The following is a 16,645-nucleotide window of genomic DNA, read 5'->3' as shown; positions in this document are numbered from 1 at the left end:
CCACTCGCCCATTCGTCTCTCCGGCCGGCCACCGCTCCGCACGGTCCCGCGAAGTCCGCACAAATCTCTCGTTCGTGCAGGTCCCCGGCTCAGGTCGGCCATTCTGCGCCACGACGGGGGCCTTGCCGCAAGGCCCCCTGTGCGCTATAAGTTGAGAGTGGCAAGGAGCGTCCGACCTCCTTGCCTTTCGTGTTTCGCCCTCCAGGGCGCGAGGGAGCCCGGGGCGAGCGTGAGGCGCATGGCGTCGAAGCGAAGTCGACGTCCTACTCCGCCTCTCCGATCCCGACCGGCCGGTCCCTTCCGGCGGCGGCGCCGTTCCGGACAGGGCGCGTGTGGATCTTCGCCACGCAGGCCGGGATCGCGGCCCCCGCCTCGTGGGAGCGGGCGCGGTAGGCACTGGGGCTCTCGCCGACCAGTTCGGTGAAGCGTGAGCTGAAGGAGCCGAGCGAGGTACATCCGACCTCGAAACAGACCTCCGTCACGCTCAGGTCCCCGCGCCGCAGCAGCGCCTTCGCCCGCTCGACACGGCGCGTCATCAGATAGCTGTACGGCGTCTCCCCGAAGGCCGCACGGAAGCTGCGGGAGAAGTGGCCGGCCGACATGAGGGCGACGTTCGCCAGCGCTTGGACGTCCAGCGGCTGCGCGTAGTCGCGGTCCATCGTGTCGCGCGCGCGGCGGAGGCGCACCAGGTCTTCGAGCGTCACGTCATCCAGCATGGCAGATGGGTCCGACATGCCTCGCCCGTTCCGATTCATCGAGCTTGACGGAGCGAAATGCGGTGGGCGCAGGGGTCGATGGCGGCCGGACGACGACCGCTGTCACATCGCCTCCGCCGGACGCGTCATGGCTTCGTACGCGGACGAAGAGGAGTGATGCGCCCATGGACGACGGCGACGCGTTTCTGGCCAGGCGGTTCGACCTCCAGCGGGAGCGGCTGGGGGCTGTCGCCCTGCGGATGCTGGGGTCGCGGCGGGAGGCCGAGGAGGCGCTGCGCGAGGCCAGGGCAGCCGGGCTCGGCGGCATCGACGGCTGGCTGACGACGGCCGTCGCTCGGGTGTGCGTGGAGCGCCTGCGGGCACGGCGGGGTGGGTGCGGGCGGGACGCGGACGTCGCGCGGCCGGAGCGGGTGGAGGTCGCGGACGGGGTGGAGCTCGCGGACGGCGCGGAGCTCGCGCTGTTCGTGGTCCTGGAGTCCCTCGCCCCGGACGAGCGGCTCGTCCTCGTGCTGCACGAGCTGTTCGCCCTGCCGCTGCCCGAGGTCGCCCGCCTCACCGGCCGTACGACGCCGGAGGCGGCACGGCTCGCCCGCGGCGCCCGGCGGCATGTACGGGGCGCCGGGGGCGGTCGCGGCGGTGGCTGCGGTACGGAGGCGTCCGGCGCGGACCTGTCGCGGCACCGCGCGATCGTGGAGCGGTTCCTCGGTGCCGCCCGCGCGGGGGACGCCCGCGGCCTCTCCGCCGCCCTCGACCCTGACGTCGTGGCGTACTCCGAGCGCGGACCGGTCCATGGGGCGCCCGCCGTGGCGGAGGGCGTGGCCGCGTTCGCGCGGACCGGGGCGGTGACGCGGCCCGCGCTGGTCGACGGGTCGATCGGGCTCGTGGCCTTCGCCGGCGGGCGGCCGGTCTCGGCGGTGGCGCTCACGCTCCGCCAGGACAGGATCGTCACGCTCGACATCACGACGGGTCCGGAGCGGGTAGGGGGTCTCGACCTGGCGTTCCCGGACTGGTGACGGAGGCACGTGGACCCGGAGCGCGGCTCCCGCGCACCGCCCGCCCGGCGGCCCCCGCGCACCGCCCGCCCGGCGGCCCCCGCGCACCGCCCGCCGCCCCGGTCCGCCGCCCGCGATTAATGCGATGCGTCCCTCCCCCGGGTCGCGTTAGCCTCGATCCCATGTCTACGCCCCGAATCTCCTAGCTCAAGGACCCACCTCCACGCCACCCGTGTGTCCTTCTGCTGTTTCGGAGCGTTACCTCATGATCACCGTTCGTGGTGCCGACGTGCGCGTCGGCGCCCGTCTCCTGCTGGCCGACCTCTCCTTCCACATCGCCCCGGGCGACCGGATCGGCCTCGTCGGCCGCAACGGCGCCGGCAAGACGACCCTCCTCGACACCCTGGCCGGGCTGCGCGCGCCGGCCGCCGGGACCGTCACCCGTACCGGCGCCGTCGGGCATCTCGCCCAGGACTCCCGCGCCGCCGACCCCGGCGTGTCGGTCACCGACCGGATCCTGTCCGCGCGCGGGCTCGACCGGGCCGTGCGCGAGCTGCACGCGGCCGCCCTCGCGCTCGGCGAGACGCCCGACGAGCGGCGCATGGCCGCGTACGCGCGCGCCGAGGCGGAGTTCGAGGCCCGCGGCGGGTACGCCGCGGAGGCCGAGGCCGCCCGGGTCGCCGCCGGGATCGGGCTGCCCGCCGAGGTCATGGGGCGGGCCGTCGGCACGCTTTCCGGCGGCCAGAAGCGCCGTGTGGAACTCGCCAGGATCCTCTTCGCCGGGCACGGCAGCGACGGCACGCTGCTGCTGGACGAGCCCACCAACCACCTCGACGCCGACTCGATCGGCTGGCTGCGCGGCTTCCTCGCCGCGCACCAGGGCGGCCTCGTCCTGATCAGCCACGACATCTCGCTCCTGGCCGAGACGGTCAACCGGGTCTTCCATCTCGATCCGCAGCGCGCCGCGATCGACGTCCACAACACCGGCTGGGCCGGCTACCTCGCCCAGCGGGACGCCGACGAGCGACGCCGCACGCGCGAGCGCGCCAACGCCGAGCGCAAGGCCGCAGCGCTGCACGCGCAGGCGGAGAAGATGAAGTCCCGTGTCGCGACCGCGACGACGGCCCGGAGCATGGCGCGGCGCGCCGACCGGCTGCTCGACGGGCTCGATCCCGTACGGCAGGCCGAGCGCGTGGCTCGGATCCGGCTCCCCGAGCCCGCTCCGTGCGGGCGGATGCCGCTGGGTGCGGTCTCCCTGGTCAAGTCGTACGGGGATGGGCGCCCGGTCCTCGCCGGGATCGACCTCGCCGTGGACCGGGGCAGCCGCCTCGTGGTGCTGGGCCTCAACGGCGCCGGGAAGAGCACGCTGTTGCGGCTCCTCGCGGGCGAGGAGCAGCCCGACTCCGGGCGGGTGGTGCGCGGTCACGGTCTGCGGATCGGCTACTTCGCCCAGGAGCACGAGACGCTCGACGCGGGCCGCACGGTCCGCGCCAACCTCGCCGCAGCGGCGCCGCATCTGACGGACGGTGAGGTACGGCGGGTGCTCGGGGCGTTCCTGTTCCGGGGCGAAGACGCCGACAAGCCGGCCGGGGTGCTGTCGGGCGGCGAGAAGACCCGGCTCGCGCTGGCCGGGCTCGTCCACTCGGGCGCCAACGTCCTGCTCCTCGACGAGCCCACGAACAACCTGGACCCGGCCTCCCGGGACGAGGTCCTGGCGGCCGTGGGCACGTACCCGGGCGCGATCGTGATGGTCACGCACGACGAAGGGGCGATCGACGCGCTCCGGCCGGACCGGGTGCTGCTGCTCCCGGACGGGGACGAGGACCTCTGGAGCGAGGAGTACCGGGACCTCGTCGCCCTGGCCTGAGGGCGCGGGGCTACGCTCCCCCCGAGTCGTCGCCCTCCCGGGCGCGTGCCCTTCCCGTACGAGCGGAGTCCGGTCCCATGAACCACCTCACGCTGGCGAGCGTCATCGAGCGACGGCTGCTCGTCAACTACCGGGTCGAGCCGGAGGTGGCCGCCCGTCTCCTGCCGGAGGGGCTGCGCCCGCAGCTGGTCCGCGGGCACGCCGTCGCCGGGATCTGTCTCCTGCGGCTCGGCTCCGTGCGGCCCGTATGGGCGCCCGCCGCGGTGGGCCTGCGCAGCGAGAACGCGGCGCACCGGATCGCCGTCGAGTGGGACGGTCCGGACGGCGTCGAGACGGGTGTGTACATCCCGCGCCGGGACACCGCCTCGCTGGTCAACCGCTGGGCGGGCGGCCGGCTCTTCCCCGGCGAGCACGGGCGCGCGGACTTCGAGGTGAGCGAGAGCGCGGACGCGGTGCGGGTGGCCTTCGCGACCCGCGACGGTGAGACGCGCGTGGACGTCGCCGCGGAGATCACCGACAGCCTGGAGGGCAGCGGGCTGTTCGCCGACCTCGACGAGGCGTCGGTGTTCTTCCGCGGCGGCGCCAAGGGCTGGTCGGCGACCCGCACCGGCCCTCGCCTCGACGGGATGGAGCTGGACACGGACGCCTGGCACATCGAGCCCGGCCGGATCACGTCCGCCCGCTCCAGCTTCTTCGAGGACCCGGACCGCTTCCCGCCCGGCACCGCCGAGCTGGACTCGGTCCTCGTCATGCGTCAGGTGCCGGTCAGGTGGCTGCCGCTGCCCGGTCGGGTCGTCGGGCCGGCCCGCCTGTCCGCTTGACGGCCCGCAGGACCACGAACTTCGGGTCGCTCGCGACCAGTTCGCAGGAGCCGAAGATCCGGCGCAGCGTGACGTGGTAGCCGAGGTGCCGGTTGCCGACGACCCACAGTTCGCCGCCCGGCCGGAGGACGCGCCGCGCGTCCGTGAACATCCGGCGGGCGGTGCGGTCGGTGGTGGCCTGGTGGCTGTGGAAGGGCGGGTTGTTCAGGACGAGGTCCACCGACTCCGCCGCGAGCTCGGCCGTCCCGTCCCCGACGACGAACTCGGCGGTACGGCCGGCGGCCGCGTGGGTGCGGAAGTTCTCCTCGGCGGAGGCGACGGCCTGGTACGACTCGTCGGTGAACACCAGCTCCGCCGCGGGCTCGGCGAGTGCGACGGCCAGGCCGACGACGCCGTTGCCGCAGCCCAGGTCGACGACGCGGGTGCGGTCGAGGCCCGTCGGCAGGTGTTTCAGGAAGAAGCGCGTGCCGATGTCGAGGCGGTCGGCACAGAAGATCCCGGCCTGGTTGACCACCGTCCGGCCGGCGACGGTCCCGGTGTCGGCGGGGAGTGCGTACCGGTACGGCCAGGGATTGGACACCCGGCCCAGCCCTGGGTCCGGGGTGCAGAGGATCAGTCGGGCCTTCTTCGCGGCGAGCGAGGTGCGGGTGGGGCCGAGGATCGTCTCGAAGAGCTGGAGCGTGGAGGTGTGGATGTCCTTGACCATGCCGGTCCCGACGACCACGGTGCCCTCGTGCAGGGCGGGCGCGAGCCGGTGCAGCTGGTCCTCCAGGAGCGCGAGGCTCTTGGGGACGCGGACGAGGAGCACGTCGATCCGCTCGGGCGGCGCGTCCTGGGTGGTGAGGAGCCGGACCGCGTCCGGGGCGGCCCCGGAGCGGGCCAGGTTCTCCTCCGTGGCCCGGCGGCCGAGGTAGGAGTCGGTGATCTGCGCGAGCGCGCCCGGGCGGCGGGCGGCGAGGGCGGTGGCGAGGGCGCCCCAGCGGTCGCCGACGACGGCGACCGTGCCGGACAGGTCGGTGTCCGTCTCGGCGAGGTGGCGCAGCAGGTACTCGTCGGACGCGTCCCAGGCACGGAGCGGGTCGCGAGGGTCCTCGGGGAAGCGGGTGAGCGGGAACTCGCCCCATGACGTGGTCAGACGGTTCATCGTGGTCTCAGGCTAGCCGGTCGCCGCCCCTGCCCCGTCGCTCAGCCGACGGCCGCCTGGAGGTGGAGGTGCCAGAGGCCGGGGCGGCCGGTGAGCGTGACCGTGGAGAGCGGGCGGACGTCCACGTTCCAGAACGTGGAGGGCGGGGCCTTCAGCGCGTACACCAGGGCGGCGCGGACGACGGCGGGTTCGGCGACGGCGACGATGGAGCCGTCGTCGGCGGGGCGGGTGTCGAGCCAGCTCCCTATCCGCGAGATGAAGGCGAGCAGACTCTCACCGCCGTGCGGGGCGATGCGCGGGTCGGAGAGCCAGGCGTCGACGGCGGCGGGTTCGAGGGCCGCGACCTCGGCGAGGGTCAGTCCGCGCCAGCGGCCCATGTCGCAGTCGCGGAGGGCGGGCTGGGCGAGCGGTGCGTAGCCGAGGGCGGTGCCGGTGGCCCGGCTGCGGGGCGTCGGGGAGCAGTAGCGCAGCTCGGCCGCGCCGAGCGGGACCAGCGAGTGCGCGGCGAGCTGCACCTCGTACCAGCCGGCCTCGTCGAGCGGTCGGTCGTCGTCGAAGCGCTCGGCGAGCAGGGAGGAGCTGCGCGCCGCTGCGACGAGCGTGACCCGAAGACCCATGGCCGCGATCGTGAGGCCGGATGCCTGGCAGGTCAAGAGGTCATATGCGCGGGCTCCGGCCGAGGTCGTGGGGGCCCCTGCGGGCCGGTCGCGTCCGAAAGTCCTCCACTTGTCCCGGTTCCGCCGGTGCGCGAAACCGGCGTTCCCGTACACACCGCGCGCGTCCGTGGTGGCGGGAAGGGCGCGGAGCGGTGTGCGGTCGGCGGCTGGCCGGTCAGGCCGTGAGTTCGGAGACGGCCGACCGCAGCCTGCGCACCCCCTCGGCGATCTCCGTCGGCCCGGCCACGCCGGCGAAGCTGAGGCGGATGTGTCCTGCGGGCGGTTCGGCGCTGAAGTAGGGGCGGCCGGGGGCCACGGCGACGCCGGCCCGCAGGGCACTCGTGAGGAGCGCGGCCTCCGGGAGGCCGTCGGGGAGCCGGAGCCAGAGCTGGTAGCCGCCGGAGGGAACGTGGGGCAGGGCCAGCTCGGGGAGGTGGAGGCCGAGGGCGCCGGTCATGGCGTCGCGGCGGTTCTTCAGCTCCTGGGAGACGGCGCGCAGATGGCGGCTCCAGGCGGGCGAGCCGACGAGCTCCAGGGCGGTCTCCTGGAGGGGGCGCGGGACGAAGAAGCTGTCGACGACATGGATGGCGCGCAGCCGTTCGAGGACGGGGCCACGGGCGGCGAGCGCGCCGACGCGCAGGCTGGGCGAGGTCGGCTTGGTCAGGGAGCAGACGTGGACGACGACGCCGTCCGGGTCCTCGGCGGCCAGGGGCGCGGGGAGCGGCCCGGAGTCCTCGTGGACGAGCCGGCGGGCGAAGTCGTCCTCGACGACGAAGGCTCCGGCGGCCCTGGCGATCCGGACCACCTCGCGCCGCCGCTCGGCGGTGAGCACGGCGCCGGTCGGGTTCTGGAAGAGCGGCTGGCAGACGAAGACCCGTGCGCCGGTGGCGCGGAAGGCGGCTTCGAGGAGCTCGGGACGTACCCCGTCGGCGTCGACCGGTACGGGTACGGGACGCAGGCCGGCCGCGCGGGCGACCGCGAGCATGCCCGGGTAGGTGGGCGACTCGACGAGGACGGGCGTGCCGGGCGGGGCGAGGGCGCGCAGGGCGGTCGTGATCGCGGGCTGCCCGCCCGCGGTGACGAGGACGTCGGCGGCGGTGACGGTACCGCCGATCTCGCGGGCGAACCACTCGCGCAGTTCGGGCAGGCCGTCGGTGGGCGGCCTGCCCCAGGCGCCGGGGCGGCGGCCCGCCCGGGCCAGGGCGGCGGCCATGGCGCGCTCGGGCTGGAGCGAGGGGTGGAGATAGCCGCCGTTGAACTCGACGACGCCCGGCGGCGGCGCCGAGAGGGTCACGAGGACGCCGGAGGCGTCGACGCTGCGCGGGACCAGCTCGGTCGCCGTGTCGGCGCTCAGCGTCACCTCCTGCCAGGAGGTGTCGCCGGCCACGGGCGTCCGGCCGCGCGGCTCCGCGCGGTACGCCCCGGCTCCCGGCCGGGTGACGACGAGGCCCTCGGCGGCGAGCTGGGCGAGCGCCCGGGTCACCGTCACCGGGGAGACGCGGTACCGCTCGACGAGGGCCCGGCTCGACGGCAGCTTCCCACCAGGTGAGTAGCGGTTCAGTTCCGCCCTCAGGGAGTTGGCCAGTTCACCCACACTGCTACGCTCGTGCATGACAGCACAGGATAGCGCTACTCCCACCTCCACGATAGCGGTCGGCAGCACCCCATGGGCCTCCCCCCAGGCCCGCGGCACGCTCCTCGCCGGCCTCGGCGTGGTGGCGTTCTCGCTCACCTTCCCCTCCACCGCCTGGGGTCTGGAGAGCTTCGGCCCGTGGTCGCTCGTCGCCCTGCGGTCGACGCTCGCCGCGCTCCTCGCGGGCACCTTCCTGCTCGCCATGAGGGTCCCGCTGCCCGAGCGCCGCCACTGGGCGGGGCTCGCCGTCGTGGCCGGTGGCGTGGTGGTGGGCTTCCCGCTCCTGACGACCCTCGCCCTGCAGACCTCGACCACCTCGCACGCCGCCGTGGTCGTGGGCCTGCTGCCGCTCACCACGGCGACCTTCGCCGCGATCCGCACGGGCCGCCGCCCGTCGCGTACGTTCTGGATCGCGGCTCTCGCCGGAGCGGCGGTCGTCATCGCCTTCACGGTCCAGCAGAGCGGCGGCGCCCTGTCCACGGGCGACCTGTACCTCTTCGGCGCGCTCCTGGTCTGCGCGGCCGGATACACCGAGGGCGGCAGGCTCGCCCGGCTCATGCCGGGCTGGCAGGTCATCGGCTGGGCGCTGATCCTCTGCCTGCCGCTGATGGTCGTCGGCTCGGCCGTCGCGCTCACCCTCGAACCCGTCCGGCTGGGCGCCCACGGCGTCATCGGGCTGGTCTGGGTCGCGGCCGGCTCCACCTTCGTCGGCATGTACGTCTGGTACGGCGGCATGGCGGCGATCGGCATCCCCAAGGCGAGCCAGCTCCAGCTCGCCCAGCCGCTCCTCACCCTCGTCTGGTCGGTCTCGCTGCTCGGCGAGTCCCTGCCCCTCGCCGCGCCGCTCGCGGCCGTGGCGGTCCTGGTCTGCATCGCGGTGACCCAGCGCGCGAAGAGCTGAGACACCGCGCGGAGCCGGCACCGCCTGGAGCCGGGACACCGCGCGGAGCCGCGACGCCGGACTGGGCGCGCGGCCGGAGGCGATGCGGGACACAATGGCGAACATAGGCTCCCGAAGAGGACGAGCGCGGCCGCGAGGAGGTCACCCCGATGCAAGCGAGCGTGGGCGACAAACTGCTGGTGCACGGCCGGACCGTCGGTCAGCACGACCGTACGGCCGAGGTACTTCAGGTACTGGGCGAGAACGGCAACCCCCCGTACCGCGTCAAGTTCGACGACGACGGCCACGAGGCCCTGATGGCTCCGGGCCCCGACACCGTCGTACGCCACCACGAGAAGATGTGACGCGAGCCGTCTAGCGCGCCGGGCGGACCGCGGTCGGGTAGTGGTCGGCCACGACGGCGGCCATCGCCCCGATCCGGTCTGCCGTGACCTGCGTCGCCGAGAAGAAGCAGTGCCCGGCCACCCCCGGATGACGGCCGGCGAGTGTCAGATGGCGGGAGAGTTCGTCGGGGTCCTGCCACGCCGCCGGCTGGTCGGGGTCACCGCACTTGAAGAGGGCCTCGCCGATGTACAGACGGACGCCGGTGTTCCGCACCGCCGCCTCCCACCAGGGCACGAGCGTGGCGTAGTCGGCCTCGGCGAAGCCGATGTGCCAGTAGAGCTGCGGCACCACGTGGTCGATCCAGCCCTCCCTGATCCACTTCCTGGTGTCGGCGAAGAGGTCGTCGTAGCTCTGCAGCCCCTCCGGGGTGTCCGATCCCGCGGGGTCGGTGGCGGCGTTGCGCCAGATCCCGAAGGGGCTGATCCCGAAGCTCGGCGGGGAGTCGGCCTCCTTGATCCGGGCGGACATCTCGGAGACCAGGAGATCGATGTTGTTCCGCCGCCAGGACGCCCGGCTCGTGAAGTCCCCGCCGTACCGCGCGTAGGCGTCGTCGTCGTCGAAGACCTCACCGTCGACCGGGTACGGGTAGAAGTAGTCGTCCCAGTGCACGGCGTCGATGTCGTAGCGCCGGACTGCGTCGAGCATCGCGTCCTGGACGAAGCGGCGGACCTCGGGCAGCCCGGGGTCGTAGTAGAGCTTCCCGCCGTACGGGACGATCCACTCCGGGTTGCGCCGGGCCGGATGGGTGGGGGTCAGCCGGGTGGGATCCGTGTGATTCGCCACGCGGTACGGGTTGAACCAGGCGTGCAGCTCGAGCCCCCGCTGGTGGGCCTCCTCGACGGCCGTCCCCAGCGGGTCCCAGCCGGGATCGCGGCCCTGCACGCCGGTGAGGCACTCCGCCCACGGCTCGTGCGGTGAGGGCCACAGGGCGTCGGCGCTCGGCCGCACCTGGAGGATCACCGCGTTCAGCCTGCGCTCGACGGCCATGTCCAGATGGGCGAGGAGTTCGGCCCGCTGCCGCCCGGGAGTGAGACCGGGAGCCGAGGGCCAGTCGACGTTGAAGACCGTCGCCATCCACATGCCGCGGAACTCGCCGCCCGCCCTCGGCTTCTTCCGTACCGCCCCCGCGGTGCCCGAACCGGTCACACCGAGCGCCGCCAGTGCCGCACCCGCCACGAACCCTCTTCTCCCGATACGTCCCATCCACCTGTCCTCTTCTGTCGGATACGTCACACCCCCAGGCAGAGCATGCCCGCCCCGGGCGATCGATCATCGGTTAATGAGCGGTAACGTCGTGGGGTCGAGGCGGACGCACCGGAATCACACGGGGCCCGCCGCCAGTGAAGAGCGAAAGGCACGAGGTGACGGACTCCATGGCCGACATTGAGCGCGTCGGAGTGGTGGGCTGCGGCCAGATGGGCGCGGGCATCGCGGAGGTGTGTGCCCGCAGCGGCCTCGAGGTGAAGGTCGCCGAGACGACCGGCGAGGCGCTGGAGATCGGCCGTACGCGGCTGTACAACTCGCTCGCGAAGGCCGCCGAACGCGGCAAGATCAGCGAGGAGGAGCGCGACGCGACGCTGGCGCGCCTCAGCTTCACCACCGACCTCGGCGAGTTCGCCGACCGCGACCTCGTCATCGAGGCCGTGGTGGAGAACGAGCAGATCAAGACCGAGATCTTCCAGGTGCTGGACCAGGTGATGACCCGGCCCGACGCGATCCTGGCCTCGAACACCTCCTCCATCCCGCTGGTGAAGCTGGCCGTGGCGACCTCCCGCCCGGACCAGGTCATCGGCATCCACTTCTTCAACCCGGCGCCCGTGCAGAAGCTGGTGGAGCTGATCCCGGCCCTCACCACCTCCGAGGGCACGATCAGCCGCGCCCAGGTCTTCGCCGAGAAGGTGCTCGGCAAGCACGCGATCCGCGCGCAGGACCGGTCGGGCTTCGTGGTGAACGCACTGCTGGTCCCGTACCTGCTCTCCGCGATCCGGATGTTCGAGTCGGGCATCGCGAGCCGTGAGGACATCGACAACGGCATGGAGTTCGGCTGCGCCCACCCGATGGGTCCGCTGAAGCTCGCCGACCTGATCGGCCTGGACACGATCGCCTCGATCGCCGACTCCATGTACACCGAGTACAAGGAGCCGCTGTACGCCGCTCCCCCGCTGCTCCAGCGCATGGTGGACGCGGGCCGGCTCGGCCGCAAGACGGGCTCGGGCTTCTACCCGTACCCCTGAGCCCCACGATCACCGTTCGGCCCGTACACCCGCACAGGTACGGGCCGTTCGGCGTTCCGCCACGTGTGCGGCGCCGGCCGGTCAGCCGAGGCGCAGATGGTGGAGCAGGAGCAGTCCGGCGGCCATGTTGGCGGCCGGGATCTCACCCCGGGCGATCATGTCCGGGATCAGCTTGAGGGGTATCCACTCACGCCGTGAGGACTCGAATTCGTCCTCGGGCGGGCCGATGTACGTGGCTTCCTCGGCCCAGTAGAGATGGTGCCGGGCGTCGGTGAGGCCGTTGGAGGGCTCGACGGTGAGGAGATGGCGCAGGGGGCCGGGGCGCCAGCCCGTCTCCTCCTCCATCTCGCGGGCGGCGGCGGCCGCGAGATCCTCGCCGTCCTCGACGACGCCGGCGGCCAGCTCCCAGCCCCAGCTGTCGGTGATGAAGCGGTGCCGCCAGAGCATGAGGACTTCGTTGGCCTCGTTGACGGCGGTCGCCACGGCGACCGGGCGGAGCCGGATCAGATAGTGGTCGAGGTGGCGGCCGTCCGGGAGCTCGACGTCCGCGAGGTTCACCCGGAACCAGCGGTTCTCATAGACAGGTTGTTCGCTCAGTTTCGTCCACTGCACGTTTTTGCCACCTTCCGATTGGTCGGTGGCAATATGGCAGCAGCCCGGGGCTCACAGGGGAACGCGTAGCGCCCCGTCGATGAGTTCGGCCGCCTGCCTCGCGTCCGCGCAGTCGGTGGCCAGCAGGTACTCCCGCACCAGCCTCAGCCGGTCACGCAGCCGCTGCGACTCCATCCCGCGCGCCCGCTCCGTCATCTCCACGGCCGTCCGCGCCGCCGCGTCGGCCTCCCCCTGCCGCAGCTCGATCTGACAGAGCATGGCCAGCCGGTGCACCCGGCCCCGGTCGTGCGCCGGTGTCTCCACGGCCTCCCGCGCGTGCTCCCGGGCCGCCGGAAGATCCCCCAGACTGAGCAGCGCCTCGGCGACCTGCACGTTGACCAGCCCCGGCTGGACATAGCCGGTCTCGGCCGGCTCATGGCCCGGCCGGATCCGCTCCGCCTCCGCCTCCGCGCGCCGGATGCAGACCAGCGCCGAGGCGCCGTCCCCGAGATGGGCGTACGCCTTCGCCTGCATCGCGGAGAGGTCCGCCGCGAGCGCCGGGGTGATCTGCCGTCCGGCCGACCGCAGCGCCGCCTCGGCGAAGGCCACCCCCTGCCGGTACTCCCCCATGAACAGCGACTGGTTGACGAGGAGCGCGACCACATAGGCGCCGAGGCCCCGGTCCCCGCTCGCCTTCGCCAGCCGCAGCGCCTGGTGGAAGTAGCGCTGCGCGAGACCATGGGCGTCGGAGTCGTACGCGCAGATGCCCGCCACCGCCACCAGTCCGCCGGTGGCGCGGTGCAGCTGCCGGCCGAGGCTGTCGCTGTACGACCCGCGCAGCAGCGGCGCGGTCTCGGAGTTGAGGAAGCCGACGATCCGCACGCGCGTCGCGACGCCGCCGGCCTTGCGGTACATCTGCTCGTAGTGCGTCCGGGCGGCGCCGAGCATGGTGATGTCGGCCATGGAGACCCGCGTCCGGCCGTCGCGGGAGACGTCGGAGTCCTCCGGCGGGTTCTCCCACTCCCAGACCGGCATCACGGCGGGCGTACCGGTGACCGCCTGCGCGCCGAGTATGTGCGGCCGTTGCTGCTCGTCGGAGCGCCACAGGGCGGTGGCCCGCTCGACGAAGCCGGAGAGCGGCGAGCTGGACGCGACGGCGTCACCGCCGCCGACGCCGAGCCCGATGTCGTCGAGCGTGACCGCCCGGTGCAGCCGCGACCCGAGCACCTCGCAGATCAGGTCGGGCACCTGGCCGCGCGGCCGCTGGCCCTTCAACCACCGGGCCACGGCCGTGTGTTCGTACCGCAGCGCGAGCCCCCGGGCACGACCGGCGCGGTTGACGTGGGCGGCGAGGCCCGCCCGCGAGATGCCCGCCTCGTCCAGCAGGGCGTCGAGCAGGGTGTTGGGCTGCATGGGCCCCTCCGATGACTCGGTCCGCGCCCGACCACCGTAGTGGAGGGCGATTTCGCACGGGGTGTGAATGAAGTGCCCGTTCTTCCGGTCCGAGCGCTCTGCCGCCGCCGCCCCGCTGCCGGTTGACTGAGCGCCTCGCCGCAAGGCGACCCGGGCCGCCGGGCTCCCCCCTCGTACAGTGCGGCGGCCCGCCCCGCGCCGCCCGCCCGCCGACCTGCCCGACACTCCGCGGCGGTCCGGGCGGCGCCGGCCTCATGTCCCGTCGCTCAACAGTGAGGGGAGGGTGCAGGTCGGGTACGGCGCAGCCCGGGTTCGGCGGGCTGCGCCGGAACCCGCACGCGGTCGTTGCGGACGACCAGCAGCGCCACGTCGTCGGCGAGTCGGCCGCCGGTGTGCCGCAACAGGGCTTCATGCACACGGCGGACCAGCGCGGCCGGGGAGACGGGCGCGTCACGGGCGGCCTCGGCCAGGGCCCGTTCGAGGGCGAAGAACCGGCCCGCCCGGTCCCGGGCGTCCTCCGCGCCGTCGGTGTGCAGGAAGAGCGTCTCGCCCGGCAGCAGCCGGGTGCAGGGGTACACGGGGAGTTCCGCCGGGAGCGGGAAGGCACCGAGCGGCGGAAGCGGGTCGCCCCCGGCGACGGCCTCCACGCGATGGGCGATCCGGTACGGGCCCGGGTGCCCGCAGTTGAGGGCGTACACCTCCCCGTCCGCACGGATCTCCAGGAGCAGCACGGTGACGAACTCCTCGGCCGCGGGGTGCTCCGGCTCCCGCCCGGCGCAGACCGCCGGGTGCTCGTCGCGGGCCCGCTCCCGCAGATGGCGGGCGAGCGCACGGTCGAGCCGGCGCAGCACGCCGCCGAGTTCGCGCTCGTCGTGGGCGGCCTCGCGGAAGCTGCCGAGCACGGCGACCACGGCGCCGAGGGCCGCGAGACCATGACCCCGGACGTCGCCGATGACGACCCGCACGCCGTACGGCGTGGCCACCGCCTCGTACAGATCCCCGCCGACGGACGCGCCCCGGGAGGCGGAGAGCTGGCCGGCGGCGACGGAGAGGCCGTCGAGCCGGGGCGCGGGCGGGCGCAGCAGTACGCGCTGGGTGGCGTCCGCGATGGCCCTCATCCGCTCCAGCTCGCGCGAGAGGCCACGGCGGATGCCGAGGATGAGCCCGGTGCCGACGGTGAAGAAGAGCACGCTGGTGGCGATGCGCATGGGGAGACCGGGTTGTTGCGCCAGGGGACAGCCGAGTTTCCACGTCACGGCCACGGCACCCCAGAGGGTGGGAAGGGCGAGTGGTCCCAGCCGGCGCAGCCGGGAGTCGTGGGGGAGCAACGTCCTTGTACGGATCATGCACGGCCCTTCCTGAGGCCCTGCAGCGCCCGAAGGCCCTGCGGCGCACAGGCCCGCCCCTGTGGCCGCGTCGATTCTCCCGACCGCACCGGGCCCGGGGGAACACGGTCCGGACATCTCACCCGAAGGAGTGAGCGCCCCGGGTACGCCGCAGCGCGCCACCCGTGCGCCACCCGCACAGAAGGCGCAGTCCCGCACGGATGCGCCCCCTCGGCCTCAGGCCGTCGTGCGGCCCACGATGTCGACCACCCGTCGGCAGAGCCGCTCCGCCCCGGTCAGGTCGCCGTGCAGGCGCAGGACGGCGCCCAGGGCGTTCAGCGGCGGAGCGAGACGCGTGTCGTCGGGGCCGTAGACGCTTTCGTAGAGGTGCACCACGTGGCGCAGGGCCTCTTCCGCCTCGGCGGGACGGCCCAGCGCTTCGAGCAGGATGCCCAGGGCGGACGCCGCGTCGGCCACATCGGCCGAGGCCGGACCGGCCGTGCCGCGCGCGAGCCGGAGGGCCGCCCGCAGCGCGCGCTCGGCCTCCGTGTAACGGCCGCCGGCCCGGTGCCACCGTGCCCGCGCCAGATGCTCGCCCACGCGGCGCCGGAGTGCCGTCGTGTCCGTCGTCGTGTCCACGAAGCACCCCTACGCGAGGGCCTTCGCCTTCGGACGGTGGTGCACGCCCTTTCCCGCGAGGTGCCGGACGACATACTCCGCGTCCCGGCCGGCGCCTCCGACGAGCATCGACGCGAAGGCGTACTGGAAGGCCAGGCCGACGAAGTACAGACCGGGCGACGAGGGCACCACGCCGCGTTCCTCGAGCGGCCAGCCGTCGTCGTCCGTGACCGGGATGTCGATCCAGGAGAAATCCTGCCGGAAGCCGGTGCACCAGACGACGTTGGCGACGTCGAGCACACGGCCCCCGTCGAGGACCGGCAGCCCGTCGCTCACACCGGCGGTCCGCTCCGGGACCATCTCGACGCCGGCGCGGGCGAGGTCGGCCCGCTTGATCCGGATCAGCGGCCCGCCATGGGCTCTGACCTCGGGACGCATCGCACGGCCGATGGGGGTCCGGAGAGTCAGCAGGTGCTGCGCCAGCAACCACAGCACCGGGAAGATCACGTGCGCTGGCCCGCCCTCGATGTCGAACGGGATCTCGCACCGTGGGAGCGGTGGACCAGGCACTGGCCGCGATACGGCACCAGGTCCGGCTGGGAGGCGCACCAGTCGGACAGCGCCGCCGTCCACTCCTGCGCGCGGCGCAGGTCGAACATCTCCTGGCAGGCCTCGATGACGCTGCAGAAGACGATGCCGGTCACGAGCGGCGACAGCTCTCCGGAGGTGACCGCGACCATGCTCTCGTCGAGGAGCGTCACACCGGCGGCGATCTCTCCCCCGGCGATCAGCGCCCGGCCCTGGCCGTGCCGTGCGAGGGCCACCAGCTCCGGTTCCGCGAAGCGTTCGCCGATCTCGACGGCCTTGGTGAAGACGGCGTACGCGGCCTCGGCGTCTCCCTCGTAAATGAGCCGCACGCCGGAGGGGAACAGCACATAGCCCTGCTCCACGCAGTCGAGCCGCGCGTCGTCGATCAGTCGCTGCCCCCGGGCGAGCCAGCCGCCGCCGCGGGCCACCTCGCCCTTCAGGATGAGCGGCATCGCCATCCAGAAGGCGCACCGCACCGCTCGCGCCGGCAGGCCCTCACGCAGGTACGCGTGATGCGCCCGCTCGGTCGCCGCGCCGCTCTCCGCGTCGTGTCCGACCAGGTAGGCGGCGGTGGCCAGCCGTACGAGGTCGTCGGGCCCGAGCGGCTGCTCCCGGTCGGCGTGCGACAACGAGGTGTAGGCATCCAGCCACGCCTGGCGACCGAAGGCATCCCTGGCCTGTTCGAGTTCCGCAGCGACGTCCATGGCGCCTCCTCCCCCATTGCACCTCGCGATCGGGGGCCTGTCAGGCCGAGGGCCCCGG

The 16,645-nt window shown here is 73.6% G+C and carries 17 protein-coding genes; 6 read left to right on the top strand and 11 right to left on the bottom strand.

Features of this window, described 5'->3' with window-relative positions:
* Positions 1-263: 263 nt before the first annotated feature.
* The gene (locus tag ACZ3OF_RS23855) at positions 264-704 is read right to left on the bottom strand and encodes a helix-turn-helix transcriptional regulator (RefSeq protein ID WP_361670905.1); all 441 of its coding nucleotides are present in this window, start codon (positions 702-704) and stop codon (positions 264-266) included.
* Positions 705-880: 176 nt separating this feature from the next.
* Between ACZ3OF_RS23855 and ACZ3OF_RS23850 the strand changes: the two genes are divergently transcribed.
* The 3 genes from ACZ3OF_RS23850 (at position 881) to ACZ3OF_RS23840 (ending at position 4,396) form a co-directional block, all read left to right on the top strand.
* A complete protein-coding gene (locus ACZ3OF_RS23850; RefSeq protein WP_467306642.1) occupies positions 881-1,729 on the top strand; it encodes a sigma-70 family RNA polymerase sigma factor family protein in 849 nt (282 codons plus the stop codon).
* 244 nt (positions 1,730-1,973) lie between these two features.
* The gene (locus ACZ3OF_RS23845) at positions 1,974-3,575 is read left to right on the top strand and encodes an ABC-F family ATP-binding cassette domain-containing protein (protein WP_467306640.1); all 1,602 of its coding nucleotides are present in this window, start codon (positions 1,974-1,976) and stop codon (positions 3,573-3,575) included.
* A gap of 77 nt (positions 3,576-3,652) precedes the next feature.
* Positions 3,653-4,396 carry a DUF2071 domain-containing protein gene (locus tag ACZ3OF_RS23840; protein WP_361670914.1) on the top strand — a complete coding sequence of 248 codons (744 nt, stop codon included), beginning with the start codon at positions 3,653-3,655 and terminating at the stop codon, positions 4,394-4,396.
* On the opposite strand, the gene ACZ3OF_RS23835 is transcribed toward ACZ3OF_RS23840, so the two are convergent.
* The 3 genes from ACZ3OF_RS23835 to ACZ3OF_RS23825 form a co-directional block, all read right to left on the bottom strand.
* Positions 4,341-5,540 carry a methyltransferase gene (locus tag ACZ3OF_RS23835; RefSeq protein ID WP_467306638.1) on the bottom strand — a complete coding sequence of 400 codons (1,200 nt, stop codon included), beginning with the start codon at positions 5,538-5,540 and terminating at the stop codon, positions 4,341-4,343. The genes ACZ3OF_RS23840 and ACZ3OF_RS23835 overlap by 56 nt on opposite strands.
* A 41-nt stretch (positions 5,541-5,581) precedes the next feature.
* Positions 5,582-6,157, bottom strand: a complete 576-nt coding sequence (locus tag ACZ3OF_RS23830; protein ID WP_361670920.1) for a histidine phosphatase family protein — start codon at positions 6,155-6,157, stop codon at positions 5,582-5,584.
* Positions 6,158-6,371: 214 nt separating this feature from the next.
* Positions 6,372-7,808 (bottom strand): aminotransferase-like domain-containing protein, encoded by a 1,437-nt coding sequence (locus tag ACZ3OF_RS23825; RefSeq protein ID WP_361670923.1) that lies wholly within the window; start codon positions 7,806-7,808, stop codon positions 6,372-6,374.
* Between ACZ3OF_RS23825 and ACZ3OF_RS23820 the strand changes: the two genes are divergently transcribed.
* Together ACZ3OF_RS23820 and ACZ3OF_RS23815 are read left to right on the top strand one after the other, a co-directional pair.
* A complete protein-coding gene (locus tag ACZ3OF_RS23820; protein ID WP_467306634.1) occupies positions 7,807-8,730 on the top strand; it encodes a DMT family transporter in 924 nt (307 codons plus the stop codon). The two genes, ACZ3OF_RS23825 and ACZ3OF_RS23820, sit on opposite strands and share 2 nt — an antisense overlap.
* 149 nt (positions 8,731-8,879) lie before the next feature.
* The gene (locus tag ACZ3OF_RS23815) at positions 8,880-9,074 is read left to right on the top strand and encodes a DUF1918 domain-containing protein (RefSeq protein ID WP_352186468.1); all 195 of its coding nucleotides are present in this window, start codon (positions 8,880-8,882) and stop codon (positions 9,072-9,074) included.
* 10 nt (positions 9,075-9,084) lie between these two features.
* On the opposite strand, the gene ACZ3OF_RS23810 is transcribed toward ACZ3OF_RS23815, so the two are convergent.
* On the bottom strand, positions 9,085-10,317 hold the full coding sequence (locus ACZ3OF_RS23810) for a glycoside hydrolase family 10-like protein (protein ID WP_467306632.1): 1,233 nt from the start codon (positions 10,315-10,317) through the stop codon (positions 9,085-9,087).
* Between the two features lie 170 nt (positions 10,318-10,487).
* Between ACZ3OF_RS23810 and ACZ3OF_RS23805 the strand changes: the two genes are divergently transcribed.
* The gene (locus tag ACZ3OF_RS23805; protein WP_361438912.1) at positions 10,488-11,348 is read left to right on the top strand and encodes a 3-hydroxybutyryl-CoA dehydrogenase; all 861 of its coding nucleotides are present in this window, start codon (positions 10,488-10,490) and stop codon (positions 11,346-11,348) included.
* An 81-nt stretch (positions 11,349-11,429) separates the two neighbouring features.
* Here ACZ3OF_RS23805 and ACZ3OF_RS23800 read toward each other — a convergent pair whose 3' ends face one another.
* The 6 genes from ACZ3OF_RS23800 to ACZ3OF_RS23775 form a co-directional block, all read right to left on the bottom strand.
* Entirely contained in the window at positions 11,430-11,960 is a 531-nt protein-coding gene (locus tag ACZ3OF_RS23800) for an NUDIX hydrolase (protein ID WP_467306629.1), read from the bottom strand.
* 51 nt (positions 11,961-12,011) lie between these two features.
* Positions 12,012-13,352 (bottom strand): transcriptional regulator, encoded by a 1,341-nt coding sequence (locus ACZ3OF_RS23795; protein ID WP_467306627.1) that lies wholly within the window; start codon positions 13,350-13,352, stop codon positions 12,012-12,014.
* 266 nt (positions 13,353-13,618) lie between these two features.
* Entirely contained in the window at positions 13,619-14,698 is a 1,080-nt protein-coding gene (locus ACZ3OF_RS23790; protein WP_361670933.1) for a PP2C family protein-serine/threonine phosphatase, read from the bottom strand.
* Between the two features lie 216 nt (positions 14,699-14,914).
* Positions 14,915-15,316: a tetratricopeptide repeat protein gene (locus tag ACZ3OF_RS23785; RefSeq protein ID WP_467306625.1), complete on the bottom strand. Its 402-nt coding sequence runs from the start codon at positions 15,314-15,316 to the stop codon at positions 14,915-14,917.
* A 9-nt stretch (positions 15,317-15,325) separates the two neighbouring features.
* On the bottom strand, positions 15,326-15,790 hold the full coding sequence (locus ACZ3OF_RS23780; protein ID WP_361670939.1) for an NAD(P)/FAD-dependent oxidoreductase: 465 nt from the start codon (positions 15,788-15,790) through the stop codon (positions 15,326-15,328).
* An 8-nt stretch (positions 15,791-15,798) separates the two neighbouring features.
* Positions 15,799-16,587, bottom strand: a complete 789-nt coding sequence (locus ACZ3OF_RS23775) for a hypothetical protein (protein ID WP_467306623.1) — start codon at positions 16,585-16,587, stop codon at positions 15,799-15,801.
* Between the last annotated feature and the right edge of the window lie 58 nt (positions 16,588-16,645).

Source organism: Streptomyces sp. NPDC022552, assembly GCF_055561875.1.
This window is presented reverse-complemented; position numbering and strand designations above follow the sequence as displayed.

What these genes read in the sequence shown, in the direction of transcription:
- ACZ3OF_RS23850 (WP_467306642.1), top strand. Translation starts at nt 881, where the DNA reads ATGGACGACGGCGACGCGTTTCTGGCCAGGCGGTTCGACCTCCAGCGG.
- ACZ3OF_RS23845 (WP_467306640.1), top strand. Translation starts at nt 1,974, where the DNA reads ATGATCACCGTTCGTGGTGCCGACGTGCGCGTCGGCGCCCGTCTCCTG.
- ACZ3OF_RS23840 (WP_361670914.1), top strand. Translation starts at nt 3,653, where the DNA reads ATGAACCACCTCACGCTGGCGAGCGTCATCGAGCGACGGCTGCTCGTC.
- ACZ3OF_RS23835 (WP_467306638.1), bottom strand. Translation starts at nt 5,540, where the DNA reads ATGAACCGTCTGACCACGTCATGGGGCGAGTTCCCGCTCACCCGCTTC.
- ACZ3OF_RS23830 (WP_361670920.1), bottom strand. Translation starts at nt 6,157, where the DNA reads ATGGGTCTTCGGGTCACGCTCGTCGCAGCGGCGCGCAGCTCCTCCCTG.
- ACZ3OF_RS23820 (WP_467306634.1), top strand. Translation starts at nt 7,807, where the DNA reads ATGACAGCACAGGATAGCGCTACTCCCACCTCCACGATAGCGGTCGGC.
- ACZ3OF_RS23825 (WP_361670923.1), bottom strand. Translation starts at nt 7,808, where the DNA reads ATGCACGAGCGTAGCAGTGTGGGTGAACTGGCCAACTCCCTGAGGGCG.
- ACZ3OF_RS23815 (WP_352186468.1), top strand. Translation starts at nt 8,880, where the DNA reads ATGCAAGCGAGCGTGGGCGACAAACTGCTGGTGCACGGCCGGACCGTC.
- ACZ3OF_RS23810 (WP_467306632.1), bottom strand. Translation starts at nt 10,317, where the DNA reads ATGGGACGTATCGGGAGAAGAGGGTTCGTGGCGGGTGCGGCACTGGCG.
- ACZ3OF_RS23805 (WP_361438912.1), top strand. Translation starts at nt 10,488, where the DNA reads ATGGCCGACATTGAGCGCGTCGGAGTGGTGGGCTGCGGCCAGATGGGC.
- ACZ3OF_RS23795 (WP_467306627.1), bottom strand. Translation starts at nt 13,352, where the DNA reads ATGCAGCCCAACACCCTGCTCGACGCCCTGCTGGACGAGGCGGGCATC.
- ACZ3OF_RS23790 (WP_361670933.1), bottom strand. Translation starts at nt 14,698, where the DNA reads ATGATCCGTACAAGGACGTTGCTCCCCCACGACTCCCGGCTGCGCCGG.
- ACZ3OF_RS23775 (WP_467306623.1), bottom strand. Translation starts at nt 16,587, where the DNA reads ATGGACGTCGCTGCGGAACTCGAACAGGCCAGGGATGCCTTCGGTCGC.